The 16,831-nt window shown below is 36.8% G+C and carries 19 protein-coding genes; 16 read left to right on the top strand and 3 right to left on the bottom strand.

Annotation, left to right across the window (positions count from 1 at the left end):
* Window positions 1-196 precede the first annotated feature (196 nt).
* The 12 genes from V7108_RS12810 to V7108_RS12755 all read left to right on the top strand — a co-directional run bounded on the left by V7108_RS12810 (window position 197) and on the right by V7108_RS12755 (window position 10,985).
* Window positions 197-871, top strand: coding sequence for a DUF4912 domain-containing protein (locus V7108_RS12810; RefSeq protein WP_335513707.1), 675 nt, complete (start codon window positions 197-199; stop codon window positions 869-871).
* Entirely contained in the window at window positions 864-2,093 is a 1,230-nt protein-coding gene (locus tag V7108_RS12805) for a glycosyltransferase family 4 protein (protein WP_335513709.1), read from the top strand. Before V7108_RS12810 ends, V7108_RS12805 begins: the two co-directional genes overlap by 8 nt.
* Before the next feature lie 375 nt (window positions 2,094-2,468).
* Window positions 2,469-2,618 (top strand): 50S ribosomal protein L33, encoded by a 150-nt coding sequence (gene rpmG, locus V7108_RS12800; RefSeq protein WP_015594975.1) that lies wholly within the window; start codon window positions 2,469-2,471, stop codon window positions 2,616-2,618.
* Window positions 2,619-2,676: 58 nt separating this feature from the next.
* Window positions 2,677-3,243 carry a 5-formyltetrahydrofolate cyclo-ligase gene (locus V7108_RS12795; protein ID WP_335568450.1) on the top strand — a complete coding sequence of 189 codons (567 nt, stop codon included), beginning with the start codon at window positions 2,677-2,679 and terminating at the stop codon, window positions 3,241-3,243.
* On the top strand, window positions 3,240-4,031 hold the full coding sequence (locus V7108_RS12790; RefSeq protein ID WP_335513713.1) for a DUF92 domain-containing protein: 792 nt from the start codon (window positions 3,240-3,242) through the stop codon (window positions 4,029-4,031). The genes V7108_RS12795 and V7108_RS12790 overlap by 4 nt, the downstream gene beginning before the upstream one ends.
* Before the next feature lie 126 nt (window positions 4,032-4,157).
* The gene (locus V7108_RS12785; protein ID WP_335513756.1) at window positions 4,158-5,108 is read left to right on the top strand and encodes an L-lactate dehydrogenase; all 951 of its coding nucleotides are present in this window, start codon (window positions 4,158-4,160) and stop codon (window positions 5,106-5,108) included.
* A 56-nt stretch (window positions 5,109-5,164) separates the two neighbouring features.
* Window positions 5,165-5,371 (top strand): hypothetical protein, encoded by a 207-nt coding sequence (locus V7108_RS12780; protein ID WP_335513714.1) that lies wholly within the window; start codon window positions 5,165-5,167, stop codon window positions 5,369-5,371.
* A gap of 130 nt (window positions 5,372-5,501) precedes the next feature.
* Entirely contained in the window at window positions 5,502-7,067 is a 1,566-nt protein-coding gene (locus V7108_RS12775; RefSeq protein ID WP_335513716.1) for a rhomboid family intramembrane serine protease, read from the top strand.
* 111 nt (window positions 7,068-7,178) lie between these two features.
* Complete coding sequence (locus V7108_RS12770) at window positions 7,179-7,391, top strand: YqgQ family protein (protein ID WP_335568449.1); 213 nt, start codon at window positions 7,179-7,181, stop codon at window positions 7,389-7,391.
* A gap of 5 nt (window positions 7,392-7,396) precedes the next feature.
* The gene (locus V7108_RS12765; RefSeq protein WP_335513721.1) at window positions 7,397-8,371 is read left to right on the top strand and encodes an ROK family glucokinase; all 975 of its coding nucleotides are present in this window, start codon (window positions 7,397-7,399) and stop codon (window positions 8,369-8,371) included.
* A 102-nt stretch (window positions 8,372-8,473) separates the two neighbouring features.
* Window positions 8,474-9,661 (top strand): M14 family metallopeptidase, encoded by a 1,188-nt coding sequence (locus V7108_RS12760; RefSeq protein ID WP_335513723.1) that lies wholly within the window; start codon window positions 8,474-8,476, stop codon window positions 9,659-9,661.
* A gap of 190 nt (window positions 9,662-9,851) precedes the next feature.
* The gene (locus V7108_RS12755; RefSeq protein WP_335513725.1) at window positions 9,852-10,985 is read left to right on the top strand and encodes a hypothetical protein; all 1,134 of its coding nucleotides are present in this window, start codon (window positions 9,852-9,854) and stop codon (window positions 10,983-10,985) included.
* A 251-nt stretch (window positions 10,986-11,236) separates the two neighbouring features.
* Here the strand turns inward: V7108_RS12755 and V7108_RS12750 are convergent, their stop codons facing one another.
* Window positions 11,237-11,413, bottom strand: coding sequence for a DUF2759 domain-containing protein (locus tag V7108_RS12750; RefSeq protein WP_335513728.1), 177 nt, complete (start codon window positions 11,411-11,413; stop codon window positions 11,237-11,239).
* A gap of 197 nt (window positions 11,414-11,610) precedes the next feature.
* On the opposite strand from V7108_RS12750, the gene V7108_RS12745 reads away from it, so the two are divergent.
* Window positions 11,611-12,246, top strand: a complete 636-nt coding sequence (locus V7108_RS12745; protein WP_335513730.1) for an MBL fold metallo-hydrolase — start codon at window positions 11,611-11,613, stop codon at window positions 12,244-12,246.
* Between the two features lie 2 nt (window positions 12,247-12,248).
* Window positions 12,249-13,334: a class I SAM-dependent methyltransferase gene (locus tag V7108_RS12740; protein WP_335513731.1), complete on the top strand. Its 1,086-nt coding sequence runs from the start codon at window positions 12,249-12,251 to the stop codon at window positions 13,332-13,334.
* Between the two features lie 49 nt (window positions 13,335-13,383).
* Here the strand turns inward: V7108_RS12740 and V7108_RS12735 are convergent, their stop codons facing one another.
* Together V7108_RS12735 and V7108_RS12730 are read right to left on the bottom strand one after the other, a co-directional pair.
* Entirely contained in the window at window positions 13,384-13,626 is a 243-nt protein-coding gene (locus V7108_RS12735; protein ID WP_335513733.1) for a DUF2626 domain-containing protein, read from the bottom strand.
* A gap of 80 nt (window positions 13,627-13,706) precedes the next feature.
* A complete protein-coding gene (locus tag V7108_RS12730; protein WP_335513735.1) occupies window positions 13,707-14,402 on the bottom strand; it encodes a helix-turn-helix transcriptional regulator in 696 nt (231 codons plus the stop codon).
* 292 nt (window positions 14,403-14,694) lie between these two features.
* Between V7108_RS12730 and comGA the strand changes: the two genes are divergently transcribed.
* Both comGA and comGB read left to right on the top strand, forming a co-directional pair.
* Window positions 14,695-15,780, top strand: coding sequence for a competence type IV pilus ATPase ComGA (comGA, locus tag V7108_RS12725; RefSeq protein WP_335513737.1), 1,086 nt, complete (start codon window positions 14,695-14,697; stop codon window positions 15,778-15,780).
* Window positions 15,767-16,798, top strand: coding sequence for a competence type IV pilus assembly protein ComGB (gene comGB / locus V7108_RS12720; protein ID WP_335513739.1), 1,032 nt, complete (start codon window positions 15,767-15,769; stop codon window positions 16,796-16,798). The genes comGA and comGB overlap by 14 nt, the downstream gene beginning before the upstream one ends.
* The last annotated feature ends 33 nt before the right edge of the window (window positions 16,799-16,831 follow it).

Below are 16,831 nucleotides of genomic sequence, written 5' to 3'. Positions count from 1 at the left end.
TAAAATCTTAAAGCCGATTTTAACGTGACAATAGTTATTTTGCTCCTTTGAATTTAGTTTGCAACCTCTTTTCTTATTAAAGTTTTGCTGTTTTCTATAATAGCACAGTACAATCATTAATTTTTTGTTCAAAAAGCAACAAAGTTTAAGAAAAGAGCCTTGCATAAAATATGAGTTTGCAGAATGGAGGATCACAATGATAGAAGAAATTATCAAATTAAGAGAGGATGGTTTATCTTTCCGAAAAATCGCCTCGCAATTAAATACGACAGTCGGAAAAGTCCAATATAGATGGAATAAATATATTACTGCTCAGGAAGATGAAATAGAAGATTTAGCGGCAGCAAGTGAGGAGCAAAAAGAAAGCAGTGTATCAAAACAGGAAACAATCGAAGAAGGGCCATTAAAAGGTGAACTATCGATTAAACTAGTTTCACCAAGAAAAGTAATCGTATATTGGGAGGCCTCAAAAATACCTGAAAAAGTCTTTACATTATTTTTTAATCAACAATTTGAGGAGCTCGTCCATATTGTTAGATTATATGATGTAACAGACATTAATTTCACTGGTAATAATGCACATCATTACTATGATATTGTGGTTCCTTATGAGAAGGGGTATTGGTTTGTTAAAGGATTAACTGCCAGCAGGAGCTATGTTGCAGAATTAGGTGTTAGAATGAATGATAAAGAATTCTTCCCTATCCTTCGATCAAGTGCAATTCAAACAGCGAATATGGGAGGGACTGAGGTCTACAATCAATTAGTCCTCAATCAACATCTTGAACATTATTCGCCAAAATGGATTGATCATGTAAGTACCTACAGCTATTACGAGGAATCAAAAAAGTTGGAACAAAAAAATGGATAATGAAATGAACCTAAAACATTCCTTTGACCGGAAATTAAAAATACTAATTCTAACTTGGGAATACCCACCGAATGAAGTTGGCGGTCTCTCTAGGCATGTAAATGGTCTCTCTGTACATTTATCCCAACTTGGTTATGAGGTTCACGTAATTACTGCTGGGAATGGCGGTCTCCCTGTTTATGAACGTATGAAGGGGGTTTATGTCCATCGTGTTACACCACTAAACAACCAAGACGATGATTTTCTCGCTTGGATTGCTGGCTTGAATTTAGCCATGAGTTTTCAAGGTGAAAAAATGGCAGAAAAGATGAAGTTTGATATCATTCATGCCCATGATTGGTTAGTAGGAACAGCTGCCATTACATTGAAAGAAGTTCTATCAATTCCATTACTAACGACAATTCATGCCACGGAGCAGGGCAGAAATAATGGAATTCACACAGAAATGCAGCGTTTTATTCATGAAAAGGAACTGAGACTAATTAAGGAATCCGATCAAATTATTGTTTGCAGTCATTATATGAGAGAAGAACTAGTAAATCATTTTCATTTATCCGATAAAAAAATGACCATCGTTCCAAATGGTATTGAACAAGAGGATGTAAAGGTTGTTCCCGATGCGATTTTTCCATCCCTGAAAGGCAGGAAATATATTTTTTCTGTTGGCAGAATTGTACAGGAAAAGGGATTTGAGACGATTATTGAGGCTGCACAAGTGGCAAAGGACAGCGGGAAAGAAATCTATTTTGTTATAGCAGGTAAGGGACCGATGCTTGAAAGATATCGTAAGATGGTTTCTGAAAAACAATTAGATCATTACGTTGCTTTTATTGGCTATGTTTCCGACGAACAAAGAAATGCTTTGCTAGTTAACAGTGAAATTGCCGTCTTTCCAAGCTTGTATGAGCCCTTTGGAATTGTGGCTCTAGAAGCAATGATTCTAGGTATACCCACGATTGTTTCAGAAACTGGCGGGCTAAAAGGAATTGTTAAGCATTCAAAGTCTGGTTTGCTTATGATTCCAGGAAATGCGGACAGCCTCCTAACAAATATTGACTTTTTGCTGCAAAATCCAGAAAATGCAAAAGAGATTGGTGTAAAAGGTAAACAAATTGTTAAAAGTTTATATGGCTGGAAACGAATTGCTTCGCAAACCGTTACCGTGATGGAAGACACTCTTATAAATAAGCGGGCAAATTTGAATGAAACGACAAGAAAATAAGATTTATGCAAGTATTAAATAATCTATAACTGTACTTTTAATGTCTAGCTCCAGCGCCTAGGGTCTCGGGCCATAAGCTTGTCTAGTTACGGCTCCTTGGGACTCGAGTCATAAGCCACCCCCTGAAGAAGGCAAAGAGCGCCTTCTTGCAGGGTTCGTCTTATGCCTTCGTCCCAGGACAGTCGCCTCCACATTTCAGACAATCCGTCAAGAAGGTTAAAGAGCAACCTTCTCGCCGGCTCGGCTTATGCCTGTCGCCCCTGTTCAAGGCACTTTTGCTTTTCTTTAAAAACACACTAGCATTTCCCTTTGAAAAGTGATATTATAGAAAAGTCGTATGAACGAACTAGCTTAATCGTTTGGAGGGAAATTGACATGCGTGTAAATATTACGTTAGCTTGCACTGAGTGTGGAGATCGTAACTATATTTCAACAAAAAATAAAAGAAACAATCCTGACCGTCTTGAGCTTAAGAAATATTGCCCAAGAGAAAAGCGTACAACAGCACATCGCGAAACAAAATAAGCAGTAGGGCTTCCTGCTGCTTTTTTTGTTGTAAAAAAATAGGGAGAATACGATTATTATGAATGAAAAAAATAGGATCCGAAAAGAAATGAAGGATAAACTTTCCTCACTTTCAAAACCATTTTATGAACATTATTCGTATGAAATTGCCAAAACTCTATTTAAACATGAAGACTGGACCGAGGCCAAAGTAATTGGGATTACGGTTTCGAAGGAACCAGAAGTCGATACCTATCAAATTATCCGAAGAGCTTGGGAGACAGGCAAAGAGGTTGTTGCTCCGAAGTGTGATCCTAAGGAAAAGGGATTATCCTTCCATAAAATAACGGAATTTTCGCAACTAGAATCTGTTTTTTATGGGCTATTTGAACCCAAAATAGAACAGACGATAGAAGTGAAACCTGAGGATATCGATCTTCTATTCGTGCCTGGCTTAGCGTATACCAGAGAAGGATTTCGGCTGGGTTTTGGCGGTGGTTACTATGATCGGTTTTTAACCCGATATGATGGGAAAACAATTTCTCTCGCTTTTCATTTTCAAGTTATTCCGCAAATTCCAACCGAAAAGCATGATATACCAGTCTCAAAAATTATCACAAATAATGAGGTAATTCATATAAAATGACTCAAACGATTATTCTTGTCGCAATCATTGTTTTAGGTGGTTTTGCAGGTTATAAAGAAAGGTCATTAAGTGGTAATGGTGCTATTGCTGCTGTTATGGTTGGAATAGCAGTCTATTTTGGATTTGGTATAAAAGGACTTTTCATTCTGGGAGTTTTCTTTGCCACATCTAGCTTTTGGTCAAAATATAAAAGTTCCGCAAAAAAAGAAATTGAAGAAAAATTAGCAAAAGGGTCGACACGAGATTGGCGCCAGGTTATGGCCAATGGCGGTGGTGCTGCATTGTTAAGTGTTTTTTACTACTTCCAGCAAGACATAATTTGGCTGATTGGATTTCTTGTTTGTCTAGCTAGTTCTAATTCAGATACATGGGCCTCGGAAATTGGCACCCTTAGTAAAAGTAAGCCTATTTACATACGTACATTAAAAAGAATTGAAAAAGGAACCTCTGGTGCAGTCAGCTGGCTGGGCACTACGGCGGCGATACTAGGGTCAATGCTAATAGCTTTGACAGGCACACTGCTGTTTCATTTGGAGTTTTTCCATTTCCTTCTTATTTTCCTGTTTGGTTTCTTTGGTAATATCATTGATACGATATTTGGAGCCTTTTATCAACAAGTATATAGTTGCAGGAATTGTGGAATCGAAACAGAGAAGAGGATCCATTGTGGTATACCTGCAAAAAGAATAAAAGGCTATCAATTAGTGGATAATGATATGGTAAATTTAGTATCTGGATTAATCGCTGCTCTGTTCGCAATGATAGTTATTTATTTAGTAACAAAATAGATGTAAGATAACGATTTCACTGGGAATTATATACTGATAAAAGCTTGTGAAGTAATGTACAATTAAATTGTAATCAGGTTAACCTTTATTAGATAGTAAAAACACTACTCTTTCTGAGGAGGCATTATCATGGTAAAAGTGAATAGAGTTGTCCTTGTTGGAACAGGTTTTGTAGGCTCAAGTTACGCCTTTGCATTATTAAATCAGGGAATAACAGAAGAACTGGTATTAGTGGATTTAAACGAATCAAAAGCTGAAGGAGATGCGATGGATTTAAATCACGGCCTGCCTTTTGCTCCTTCTAGAACAAAGATTTGGTATGGCAGCTATGCAGATTGTGACCAAGCTGATCTTGTTGTCATTACGGCAGGTGCAAACCAAAAACCAGGGGAAACACGTCTCGACCTAGTTGAAAAGAACACCGTTATATTTAAGGGTATCGTTGAACAAATCATGGCTAGTGGATTTGATGGGATATTCCTAGTCGCAACAAATCCAGTTGATATTTTAACTTATGCAGTCTGGAAATTTTCAGGGTTGCCAAAAGAGAGGGTAATTGGTTCAGGGACCATTTTAGATACGGCCCGTTTCCGCTTTTTACTTGGGCAATATTATGATGTCGACACCCGGAATGTTCATGCCTATATTATTGGGGAACACGGTGACACGGAACTTCCAGTTTGGAGCCATGCTGACATTGCTGGAATGAAAATATCCGAATGGACCAATAAACATGAAACAAACCAAGAAGATTTAGACCAAATATTTATTAATGTACGAGATGCAGCTTATCATATTATCGAGCGAAAAGGTGCCACGTATTATGGAATTGCAATGGGTCTCGTTCGTTTAACAAAAGCAATTTTACGAAATGAAAATTCAGTTTTAACCGTTTCAGCCTATTTAGATGGAGAATATGGTCATAAGGATGTTTATATAGGTGTACCTGCAGTGGTCAATCGCAGTGGTATCAGAGAAGTAGTTGAACTTGATTTGAACAAAAAAGAAAAGGAAAAATTCACTCACTCAGTCAATGTACTGAAAGAAATAATGGACCCTGTGTTAAGCAAGTACTAAAAAAGTAGGGATAAAAAATGACTCCTATTCACAGAATATGGATAGGAGGGATGATAATGTCTCGTATGTTGACATCCATATTTATGATAGGGTCAATTGGATATTTTGCCTACCGTTTCAGATATCGGATTATTAATCTTTTACTCAGGTCTGGCTGGATGCGCCGCCTTGCAGTAAGTTCGGTCATGAGTTTTCCGGGTGTAAAAGGTAAAATGATGCAGACGGTATTTGGAAGACCTGCAGAAAGACCATCTGAATGGTGAAAGCCTCAGATGGTCTTTTTTTATTGGAAATATGCGCTTGTTCGTAACATGTTATCCTTTATTAGGATTGATTATCGTTTATAATGTAATAAACTAGTGAGAATATTGACTAGCAGTTTAAAAGAAAGTAGTGGCGGAATTGAACGTTAAAGAGGATTATTTATTTTGGAAATTAGCTCATTTCTTTATTTCGGGGCAAGGCTACCGAATTATTCAATTATTTGAAAATCAAAAAGAATTATGGCTGGAAAAACTCGAGAATAAAAAAGCCCCAATCATTCGTTTGTTACGACAGGATTTAGACTGGAGCAATTCCATGCAGCGAGATATAGAATTTACAGCCTCGAATGGTGAAAAGGTTCGAAAACAGATTGGCCGGAGTGAACTTTCAGTTGTGAATATTTATATCAGTCAATTTCCTCCTGTAGATGATTACGAGTTTCGGCTGCAACATCCATTTATCTTTCCTCAGGGAAAAAAAACGATTGTAAACTCTGTCTTGTTGACGCGTGAACAATACGAGGCGGGGCTTGAAGTTCTATCTGAAAGAATAGGAACAGCAGTCACCTTTTCAGTCCCTAATGAGTATTCGGAGCATGAGGTGGACCTTCAAAAGAAAGCTGCGTTAGATTCTGCGCTCCAAGTGGTAAAAGAAGAAAAAGAAATTTTTACGAATGGCAGGCCGTTTTATACATACTTCTTTCTGGTTATACAGGTTGCGGTTTTTTTATTGTTAGAGATTCAAGGAGGAAGTACCAATACATCGACATTGATTAAGTATGGGGCAAAATTTAATCCTTTAATCTTCGCGGGAGAGTGGTGGAGATTTATTACGCCAATTTTCTTACATATAGGGTTTTTACATTTGGCAATGAATTCCTTAGCTTTGTATTTCTTAGGACCAGCAGTTGAAAGGATATTTGGGAGTACTAGATTTTTATTTATTTATCTATTCGCAGGTATATCAGGGGTTATTGCCAGTTTTATCTTTAGCCCTAATATTTCTGCGGGAGCAAGTGGGGCTATATTTGGTTGTTTTGGAGCATTGCTTTATTTTGCACTCATTTACCCGAAGCTTTTTTTCCGGACAATGGGTCCGAGTGTTATAACCATTTTGATTTTTAATTTAATATTTGGATTCACGGTTTCAATCGTAGATAATGCTGGACATCTTGGTGGGTTAGCTGGTGGTTTTCTTGCTGCTGGTATCATGCATTTCCCGAATAAGAAAAAACCATTCTTACAATTGTTGTTTACCCTTGTTTCGGCAGCGATTATTTATGGCTCTTTATTCTATGGGTTTCAGAATTCTGAATCGGGTGGCAACGAAAGATCGACCATTATGTTAGCCCAAGAATATATTAAGCAGGAAAATTATCAACAGGCATACGAGGTTATAACAAAATATGTGGATAACGCTAGTAATATATCACCTGAGGTATATTTCGCATTATCTTTTATTGAAATTAAGTTGGATAGGCTTGATGAGGCTAAACTACATCTACACCAGGTTATAAAATTAGATCCTGATTTACCTGAAGCCTATTACAATCTTTCATTAATTTATTTAGAGGAAAATGACCTAACTAGTTCCAAGGAAAATGCTGAAAAAGCCGCAGAATTAAAACCAAGCCAAAGAGAATACACAGAATTGGTGCAGGAGCTTAATCGATTACTCCCTGCAGAAGGTCATTAGAGGTATTGACAGCTGACTTGTAATCACTGAAAGAACAGCTTGAGGGAGTTAAAACAAAAGGGTATACTTTTATTAATGTTTTTCATTCTTTATATAAGAGGTCTAAATAAAATGAAATCAATTTATGATATTCAGCAATTTTTGAAACAATATGGAACGATTATTTATATTGGTGATCGAATTGCTGACTTAGAATTAATGGAGTCAGAAGTAAAAGAGCTATATCAAGCTCAGCTGATAGATCCGAAGGATTACTCGACAGCACTGTTAATATTAAGACACGAAATAAGATTTTTAAAAGAAAAGGAAAAAAAAGATAGGTGATGACAATGACGGAAAAATGGATTGTTGGCGTTGACCTTGGCGGGACAACAATTAAATTAGCATTTATTAATATGAACGGCGAAATCCTTCATAAGTGGGAAATTCCTACTGATAACTCTAATGAGGGACAAAATATTACCAGGAATATTGCAAATACGATCAATCAAAAACTAGAACAGTTAAAAGAGCAAAAATCAAAATTAGTTGGACTTGGTATGGGAGCACCTGGTCCAGTAGATTATAATACTGGTATTATTAGAAACGTTGTAAACTTAGGTTGGAAGGATAACTTTCCATTACAGGAAAGCCTGCAAACACTAACAGAACTGCCAGTGGCAATCGAAAATGACGCGAACTGTGCAGCATTAGGTGAAATGTGGAATGGTGCAGGTAAGGGTACAAGTGACCTAGTATGTGTGACCCTGGGAACGGGTGTAGGCGGTGGAGTTATTGCTAATGGTAATATTGTGAGAGGGATTAGTGGCGCAGCTGGTGAAATTGGTCATATCACATCCATTCCTGTTGGAGGAGCACCTTGTAACTGTGGCAAAACAGGCTGTCTTGAAACAATTGCTTCTGCCACTGGAATTGTTCGATTAGCTGAAATTGAACTTTCAAATGCTGGGGCAAAGGGACAGCTGGCTAAGATTCATCAAGATAACGGGAAAGTTACGGCTAAGGATGTTTTTGATTGTGCGCGGGTTCAAGACGAATTGGCGACAAAGATACTGGATGAAGTCGCTTTGCATTTAGGGTTTGCTCTAGCTAATATTGCAAATACTTTGAACCCGGAATTAATTGTTCTTGGCGGAGGAGTCTCTCGTGCTGGAGATATTTTATTAAACAAAGTTAAGGAAAACTTTTCACAGTATGCTTTTACTTCTGTAAGAGAGTCTACAAATCTAGCGCTTGCCACACTTGGGAATGATGCAGGAGCAATTGGTGCGGCCTGGCTAATAAAAAATAAGCTAGCTAAATAAAATAGCATTTAACAAAACCTGCCTTCACAAGCAGGTTTTGTTTTGTTCATTTTCCTCCATTTCACATCATATGATTCTTATGATGGAAGGGGGGAGAAAAATATGGAGGTTCGGGTCCGTGAAGGAGACTCGTTATCGTATTTTGGCCGATTATTTATGATTCCACTTGAACTTATTGTCGATTCGAACGAGAATATAGATCCATCGAGTTTAAAACCGGGTATGAAAATAATGATTCCAGGGTATGTGTCCATTCCATATACCGTAAAAGAAGAAGATACGTTATGGAAAATAGCTAATGCAAAAAATTTAGTTATGGATTCCATAATGGTCCTTAATCAAATGAAAAATCCCAATAAATTAGTACCCGGAGAAATTCTTTATTTACCAGAACGTATTACACAGCAGCATGTTCGTTCAAAATTACCATTTAGTTCAAAGATTCTAATGAAGCAAATTACTACTCTTAAAAGGTTTTACCCATTTATAAATGTGCAAACAATAGGTAAAAGTGTTTTAGGCAATCCGATTCAAGAAATTAGAATTGGAAAGGGGTTAAAAAAAGTTCATATGAATGCCTCTTTTCATGCGAATGAATGGATTACTACAATGGTATTAATGAACCTCGTCAATCATTACCTCATTTCATTAACGAATCGAAGTGCAATTAGAGGAATAAATACGATAAATTTATATAATGAAACAGAATTATCACTGGTCCCAATGGTTAACCCAGATGGTGTAGACCTGGTATTAAATGGTCCGCCTGCAAGCCGTCATGATGATGTGATGAACATAAATGAAGGAAGTAATGAATTTGTCCATTGGAAAGCAAATATTAGAGGGGTGGACCTAAACAATCAGTTTCCAGCAAATTGGGAGATTGAGCAAGCTAGAAAGGAGCCCAAGTCACCTGCACCTAGGGATTACCCAGGAAAGTCGCCTCTATCTGAACCAGAGGCAATAGCTATGGCTGATATGATCAAAGGTAATCCATTTGACCGCATTCTAGCCTTGCATACGCAAGGGGAGGAATTTTATTGGGGATATGAAGGATTTGAACCACCCGAATCTGAAATACTGGCAAAAGAATTCGAGCGAGTCAGTGGATACAAGTCCATTCGAAATATTGATAGTCATGCGGGATTTAAGGATTGGTATATTCAAGAGTATAAACGACCTGGTTTCACGATAGAACTTGGAAGGGGAATAAATCCATTACCCTTATCTCAATTTGATGACATTCTTAAAAAAGTCGAGGGGATTTTTTTAGCTTCACTTTATTTATAAATAGTTAGATTGATGACTTGTAAAATGAAACCAATGACATTAAAATTAACTATTGTGTTGGTTATTTATAGATAGGAAAAAGTCGTGTATGCGACTTTTTTCTTATTTTTGGAATAATTCTGTTAAAATTGAAACATTTTTGTAAAGGAAACGTACTAATCTATGAATAGAAAAAGGAGGGAGGGGGAAAATGCAGTTTAAAAAGGTAATAAAATTTATTTTTCATATTTCGCTTTTGCTCGTTTTTTCCTCTATCATTAGTGCTTGCACACATCTACAAGATGCCAAGCCCAGCCCTTCGAAAGACGACGACAAGAAAAATGACCCGTCAACACAGGTAAAAGAAGAATGGAAAATCCCAATTAATATTACTGAGGGTGATTTTTATAAAATTGGCGGCTGGCTTTCCGACAACCAATTACTATACATAACAAATCTGGGACAATCATCTTCCATATACCTCTATGATCTACTAACTGGTAATAGTGAATTACTTTATACAAGTGACGTACCGATTGTCACCATCCAAATTAGCCCTGCCAAACAATATATTCTTATACAATCATCACCATCTACTTATGAAGGACAGGTTACGATTGTAACGTCTCAAGGTTCTGAACTCTTTAAACAATCAATCCCTTCGTATGAATTAGACTTTGAATGGAACCCATATAATGAGTCGCAAATTTTAATCTCTGCATTCGATGAGGATTGGACTTTTCAAATGTTGCTCTTAGATATCGAAAAAAGTAACACAACTGAACTATCGATTCCTCAACCATTTGTAAAATGGCTGGGAGAAGAAGAAATTGCTTTCTTGAACTGGGATGATAGCAGTCCTGCTCTTTTTGCTCCATTAATAAGAAAGAATTTAGGAACGAAAGTGGAGGAAACTGTTTTTCCGGAGGTTCTTCATTATTCAAGCTACCATAACATGCTCATGACAGTTACCGTTAACGATGAGGAAAAGGTACAGGCAACGTATACCTTTTATAACCAAGACCAAAAACAGCTTTCTGCTTTTTCAATCCCTCATTTAACCATGTTTTCGAGTTGGTTAGTTCCTTATTATGATTTTAATGAAAGTAAAGGGACGTTTATTACTCTTAAGCCACTCAAAAGTACTGAGGCAGATTCTTATACCGAAGGGTTCGAGCTTGTAAGCTATGATATTCATGAAGGCAGCAGCAGCCTGATTTTAAAAGGTCTTAAAAATGAACCTATACTTCAATCCCCTTCGGGTGATTCCGTCTTGTATGGAAATCGATATGAGAAAATCATTCATCTCCCTACAAAAGAAATATATGAACTAGTAAAAAAATAAAAGACTGCCGTTGAGGCAGTCTTTTGATTTTAAGTATTATAAGGTATAAGTTTTGAACTTAGATTACTGTCCAGCTCCAGCGCCCTAGCGGCTAGTGTCCTTCGCTCTCCGCGAGTAAAAATCCCTTCAGGATTTTTACCTACCTACGATAAGTCAACATCGAATCGCCTCCGGCTCTTCGTGTTTCCTTTATCTCAGTTGGAGCGCTCCAGGCCATACGCCGCTGAACAGGGCGCTTGCGCTTTTCTTATTTAGTGTGTTCCAGTTGGGAAACCACTTTCAATTAGGGTCATGACTGTAAACCAGCCAAACACAGCCAATGTTGCTACTGCAAAAAACGCTCCTAATACATTTTTATTCTTTAGGGCGGTGAATGCACCATATGCAGCAAGTAAAGATACTAAAGCGAAAATAATAACTAGTCCCATTAATAAAGCCCCCTTTATTAGATAATACTTGAGCTTAGCCCAACACATTTCTAAGATAGTTATGTAAGAATATTATATACATTCGATTCTTATTTTATATTCTTTTTATTCATTTGTCGAGGGCTAAAAAAGTTAGCATTGCAGCTTCCATAGTGTACAATGAAATTAATGTAAAAATAGTTGGAGGTATGTACTAAATGAAGTGGTCTCAAATACCCCTAGGGGTTCTGCAAACAAATTGTTACATCGTTGAAAGCCCTGATAAATCCTGCTTGATATTTGACCCTGGCAGTGAAGGGAAAAAGCTAATAAAGTGGTTAACAAAAAGAGAACTCAACCCAATTGCCATTTTTTTAACTCACGCACATTTTGACCATATTGGTGCCGTTGATGAGGTGAGAGATTATTACAAAATCCCGGTTTACATCCATGAAGAGGAAGAAGACTGGCTAGTAAACCCGGCGTTAAATGGATCTAAGTTTTTTGCCATGCAAGAGTTAATTAAATCAAGACAAGCAGACTACCTTATTAAAAAAGAAGAATCGATAACGGTAGAAAATTTCACCTTCTCGATCTTTGAAACACCGGGGCATTCACCTGGAAGTGTGTCGTATTATTTTGAGACAGATGGTTTTGTTATTTCTGGTGATGCTCTATTTCAAAACAGTATTGGCCGAACAGATCTTCCCGGGGGAAATCATAAACAACTAATAAAAAGCATTCATGAGAAGTTATTATTTTTACCTGAAGAAACAGCAGTTTTATCAGGTCATGGACCAATAACGACCATCGGTGAAGAGATGGATAGTAATCCGTTTTTAAATGGGTTTTAAGTATGATTTCGTATTTAAGGAGTTTCATTACAAACTCACCAACAGGTTTAATTTCTTATGCTGATTATATCAACGCAGTTTTGTATCATCCAGATTTAGGTTATTATATGAAAAATAAACAGAAAATTGGCGGCAAAGGTGATTTTATTACTACTAGCAATATTTCTGATATTTACGGTCGAATGGTTGCGAAATGGTTCGCTGCCATTTGTAAAAAGAATAATCTAGAACCAAATTTTTGCGAGATTGGTGCTGGTAATGGACGCTTTGCCTATGCATTTTTACAGGAATGGGAGACTTCTTTTCAAACTCCGATCAAATACATGATCGTAGAAAGCAGTCCCTATCATTTGAGGTTACAAAGCGAATTACTTGAACCACATTATCCTATCATACAAGTAAATAAACTAGATGATCTTCAGTCCTTTAATGGGATGGTGTTTTCAAATGAACTGTTTGACGCCTTGCCTGTTCATGTAATCGAGAAACAAAAGGGTCAATTATATGAGGTTATGATAGGAATGAAAAATGATACTTTGTATGAGGTCAATATGCCATTAACACATCCTGCTATTCTCTCCTTTATAGAAGAAACTGGATTTGAACTAACCAACGAGCAGCGCTTAGAAGTACCTTTGTTAATGGCGGGAATGGTTGAGGATATCTCGCGGGTATTAAAAAAGGGTATTGTGGTCACCGCAGATTATGGTTACACCAAAGAAGATTGGAAGCATCCTTCTAGAAGAAAGGGAAGCTTAAGAGGATATTATCAACATAAAATGGTGGAGAATGTCCTGGAGAATCCCGGAGAAATGGACATAACATCACATATACATTTTGATTGGCTCATCAAAAAAGGTGAACAAACCGGCTTAATGTTTGAGTCGAAACTCAGACAGGATGAGTTTTTATTAAAAGCGGGTATTTTAAAAGAATTAGAAAACCATTATGATCCAAATCCATTTTCAGAGGTTAGCAAACGTAATCGTGCTATAAGAAGTCTAATTATGCCTGCTGGTATTAGTTCGTTTTTTCATTTGGTTATTCAGCAAAAAGGATTAAATGATTGTAGTCTTTTTGAAGCATAAAAAACACCGGAGGAAAACTCCGGTGTTTTTTATGTAAGTTCAAATCTTCTTAATGTCCTCCACCAAGCGGCATCATAAATGTTGTCCAATAAGTGAAGCCTGCGAAGAATACGGTTAAATATGCTCCGAAAACATACATATACATACGTTCGGAAAGTTTTAGATAGCTCAACAAAACGAAGAATCCAGTTTGGGCTAAGAAAAGCATTGCAGTTTTATCCATATCACCAAGATAGAACATTACAGTAAAAATACCTGTCCAGAAACCCATTACTCTGAACATACGATCCATATGTATCCCTCCTTTTCCCCTACGGTACCATCATGCAATATTATAAAGAAAAGGAGTTCAAAAGTAAATAAGCTTTCAAATTAGTTTGTAATTAAGGCCTGATATGAGCAGGTTTCACAGCCTGAGATGATATTTTCTTTTTCAATTAATTCTACGGAATCAAATAATGCTTCAAACATTCCTATTAAGAACTCATGATGCATGGCACAAACACTTTCGTGTTCCTCTGCAACTTCTTTAAATGGACAATTATAAATCTGGAAGAAAATTTTGGTTTGATCTCCATTTGCTTCAAATTCCGGATAAAATCCTGCCAATGTTGCAGCACTTTTTAGTATAGATAATTTCTGTTCAAAATCAATTTCTTCACCAAAGGATCTTCCAGCCATTTCCTGTTCGATTATTTCTGCACCAAATCGCTTTCCAGTTAGGTAAAGTGCTTGTTTACCTGCTTCACCCAATGTAATCATTGTAGAAATCGCTACCTTGGAAAGAAGCATGTAATCACGGAAAGGGAAGTGCAATTGGATGACATCGTCTGATAGACGATACAATCTACTTGGCCTGCCGCCTTTACCTGTCTTCTTTGTTTCTGATGCTAGCATGTTAACATCTTCTAACTTAGATAAATGTAATCTTGCGACATTGGGATGGATATTAAAACTTTCCGCCACTTCTTGTACCGTAACTTCTTGGTGGCGTTTCGTAATGTATTGATAGATGTAGTACCTTGTTGGATCTGATAAAACATTTGTTATCTTTAATGTTTGTTCCATCTCTGTTCACCTCGGACCCCCATAATTTAATCCCATTATAATATAGCAATTTACACATGGGAATGAGGTTAACAATGTTAACACTATATGTTTAGAAATTGTTCACAATTAAAGAATAGACTGAGAGGTTACGTTATACAAATGTTATACAAAAGGTGAACGAACTGTATGTCAATAGTTATTTTCGGAGATAACACAAGTAAAGAAAATAAAAAAAATTTTTTAAATAAAAGAAGAATCTTGAAGGAAAAGCTTGAAAGATGTCGAATTACTACAAAGATAAAATAAAAAGGTGGTGTTACTCATTGTAAGTGCAATCGAAATACTCGCAAATCGGATTATCACAGATGCTGCCAGGAACCAAGCAACAGATATTCACATTGTTCCACGGAAGAAAGACACACTGATTCAAATTCGCTTAACAAACAAATTAATTCCCCGATTATCACTTCCCAAAGATGAATGTGACAAATTAATTTCTCATTTTAAGTTTACTGCTAATATGGATATCGGAGAACGAAGACGCCCTCAAAGCGGAGCAATTTTTTGTGAAGTGGACGGAAAGTTAATGGGTCTTAGGCTATCAACCCTTCCATCCAACAACCGTGAAAGTCTTGTTATTAGACTACTGCCTCAACAAGAACAGATTCCTTTTCACCAACTCTCACTTTTCCCAGGTATGACCAGAAAATTACTTGCTCTCCTGAAACATGCACATGGACTTATTATTTTTACAGGTCCGACTGGATCAGGAAAGACAACCACTTTATATTCCCTTTTAAATGAAACTGCCCATCTTTTTCATCGAAATGTTATTACCCTTGAAGACCCCATCGAAAAAAACTACGACTCAGTTTTACAAATTCAAGTAAATGAAAAAGCGGGTGTGACTTATGCTGCCGGTTTAAAGGCGATTCTTCGCCATGATCCAGACATTATTATGGTTGGAGAAATTCGTGATGCGGAAACCGCGAAGATAGCAGTACGAGCTGCGCTGACAGGGCATTTAGTACTTTCTACGATGCATACAAGAGATGCAAAGGGAGCTGTTTATCGCCTTCGCGAGTTTGGGGTAAATTGGTTAGAGGTGGAACAAACCTTGATTGCAGTAACCGCTCAGCGATTAGTTGAACTTACATGTCCATATTGTGAAGGGGAATGTACTCCTTATTGCTATTCATATGGAAGCTGGAAAAGGGCAAGTGTCTTTGAACTGTTATCAGGGAGAAATTTAAATGCTGCGATGAGGGAAGCCAAAGGGGAAAATATTAAATCTGATTACCGGACAATAAAGGAAGTAATAAAAAAAGGGATTGTTCTAGGTTATATTAAAGAGTCTGAATACGATCGCTTGGTGTATGACCATGAAGCGCCATAAATGGACGGTCGATGAGCAGGCTAAGTTTTTAAAACGAATTGGAGAATTACTGGCAAGAGGGTACCCCATTGCCGAAGCGATTGAATCGATTTCTTTACATTTACCTAAGAATCGAAAGGAGGAGTTGTATAAATGTTTGGTTGATTTAAAAAATGGAGGTTCATTCCATGATGTATTAGGTAATTTAGGCTTTCATAAAGATCTAATTGGTTATGTTTATTTTGCGGAGCAGCATGGAAGCTTTGCTGAAGCGATCTTGGAAGGCAGCAGTCTTGCATTAGTGAAGGAGAATGATCGAAGAAAACTTATTAAACTATTACAGTATCCTGCTTTGCTTATCTTTATTACTGGATTATTATTTGTTTTTGTACAAAAATCCTTACTGCCCAAATTTACTAGCCTCTTTCAATCTATGGGACTAGAAGCAAATTTCTTTATGAAATTACTTTATTCTTTTGACACTTATTTTCCTATTATTGGTGGTACATTCGTGTTAATCACAGCAATTGCTGTCCTCTATTATGCTTTTGTATTCCGCAAAGTTTCCATCTTACATCAAAGGTCACAACTCGTAAGAATTCCAATTGTAGGAAGCCTCCTCAAATTATTGTTTACCCAATATTTTTCTGTTCAATTAAGTTTCCTTTTAGCTAGTGGAATATCCGTTTTTGAAGCTCTCCAATTATTCGAGAAGAATCTCAGGCAGCCTTTTTATAGTCAGTTAGGAATGGAAATAAAGAAAAAACTGTTAACTGGTGAAAAACTTGAGTTTATTTTAGCTAGTTTTCCTTTTTTCGAAAAAGAATTTCCAATGATTATTAAACATGGACAAGAAAATGGAAAGTTGGAGCAAGAATTACTATTTTTTAGCCAGCACTGTGTAGTAAATATGGAAGAAAAAATTGAGAAAAGCTTAAAAATGATTCAGCCTGTACTGTATCTTTTTATTGGATTATTAGTTGTTTCAATGTACTTAGCCATACTATTGCCAATGTTTAATCTATTAGATGGCATTTAAAGAAACGGAAGCAAAATAAAAAAACTTGGAGGA

The organism is Neobacillus vireti (genome assembly GCF_036962345.1).
In the GTDB taxonomy this organism is placed as follows: domain Bacteria; phylum Bacillota; class Bacilli; order Bacillales; family Cytobacillaceae; genus Neobacillus; species Neobacillus vireti_A.
Note: the sequence above shows the minus strand (reverse complement) of the source record. Positions and strands in the feature narration are given on the sequence as shown.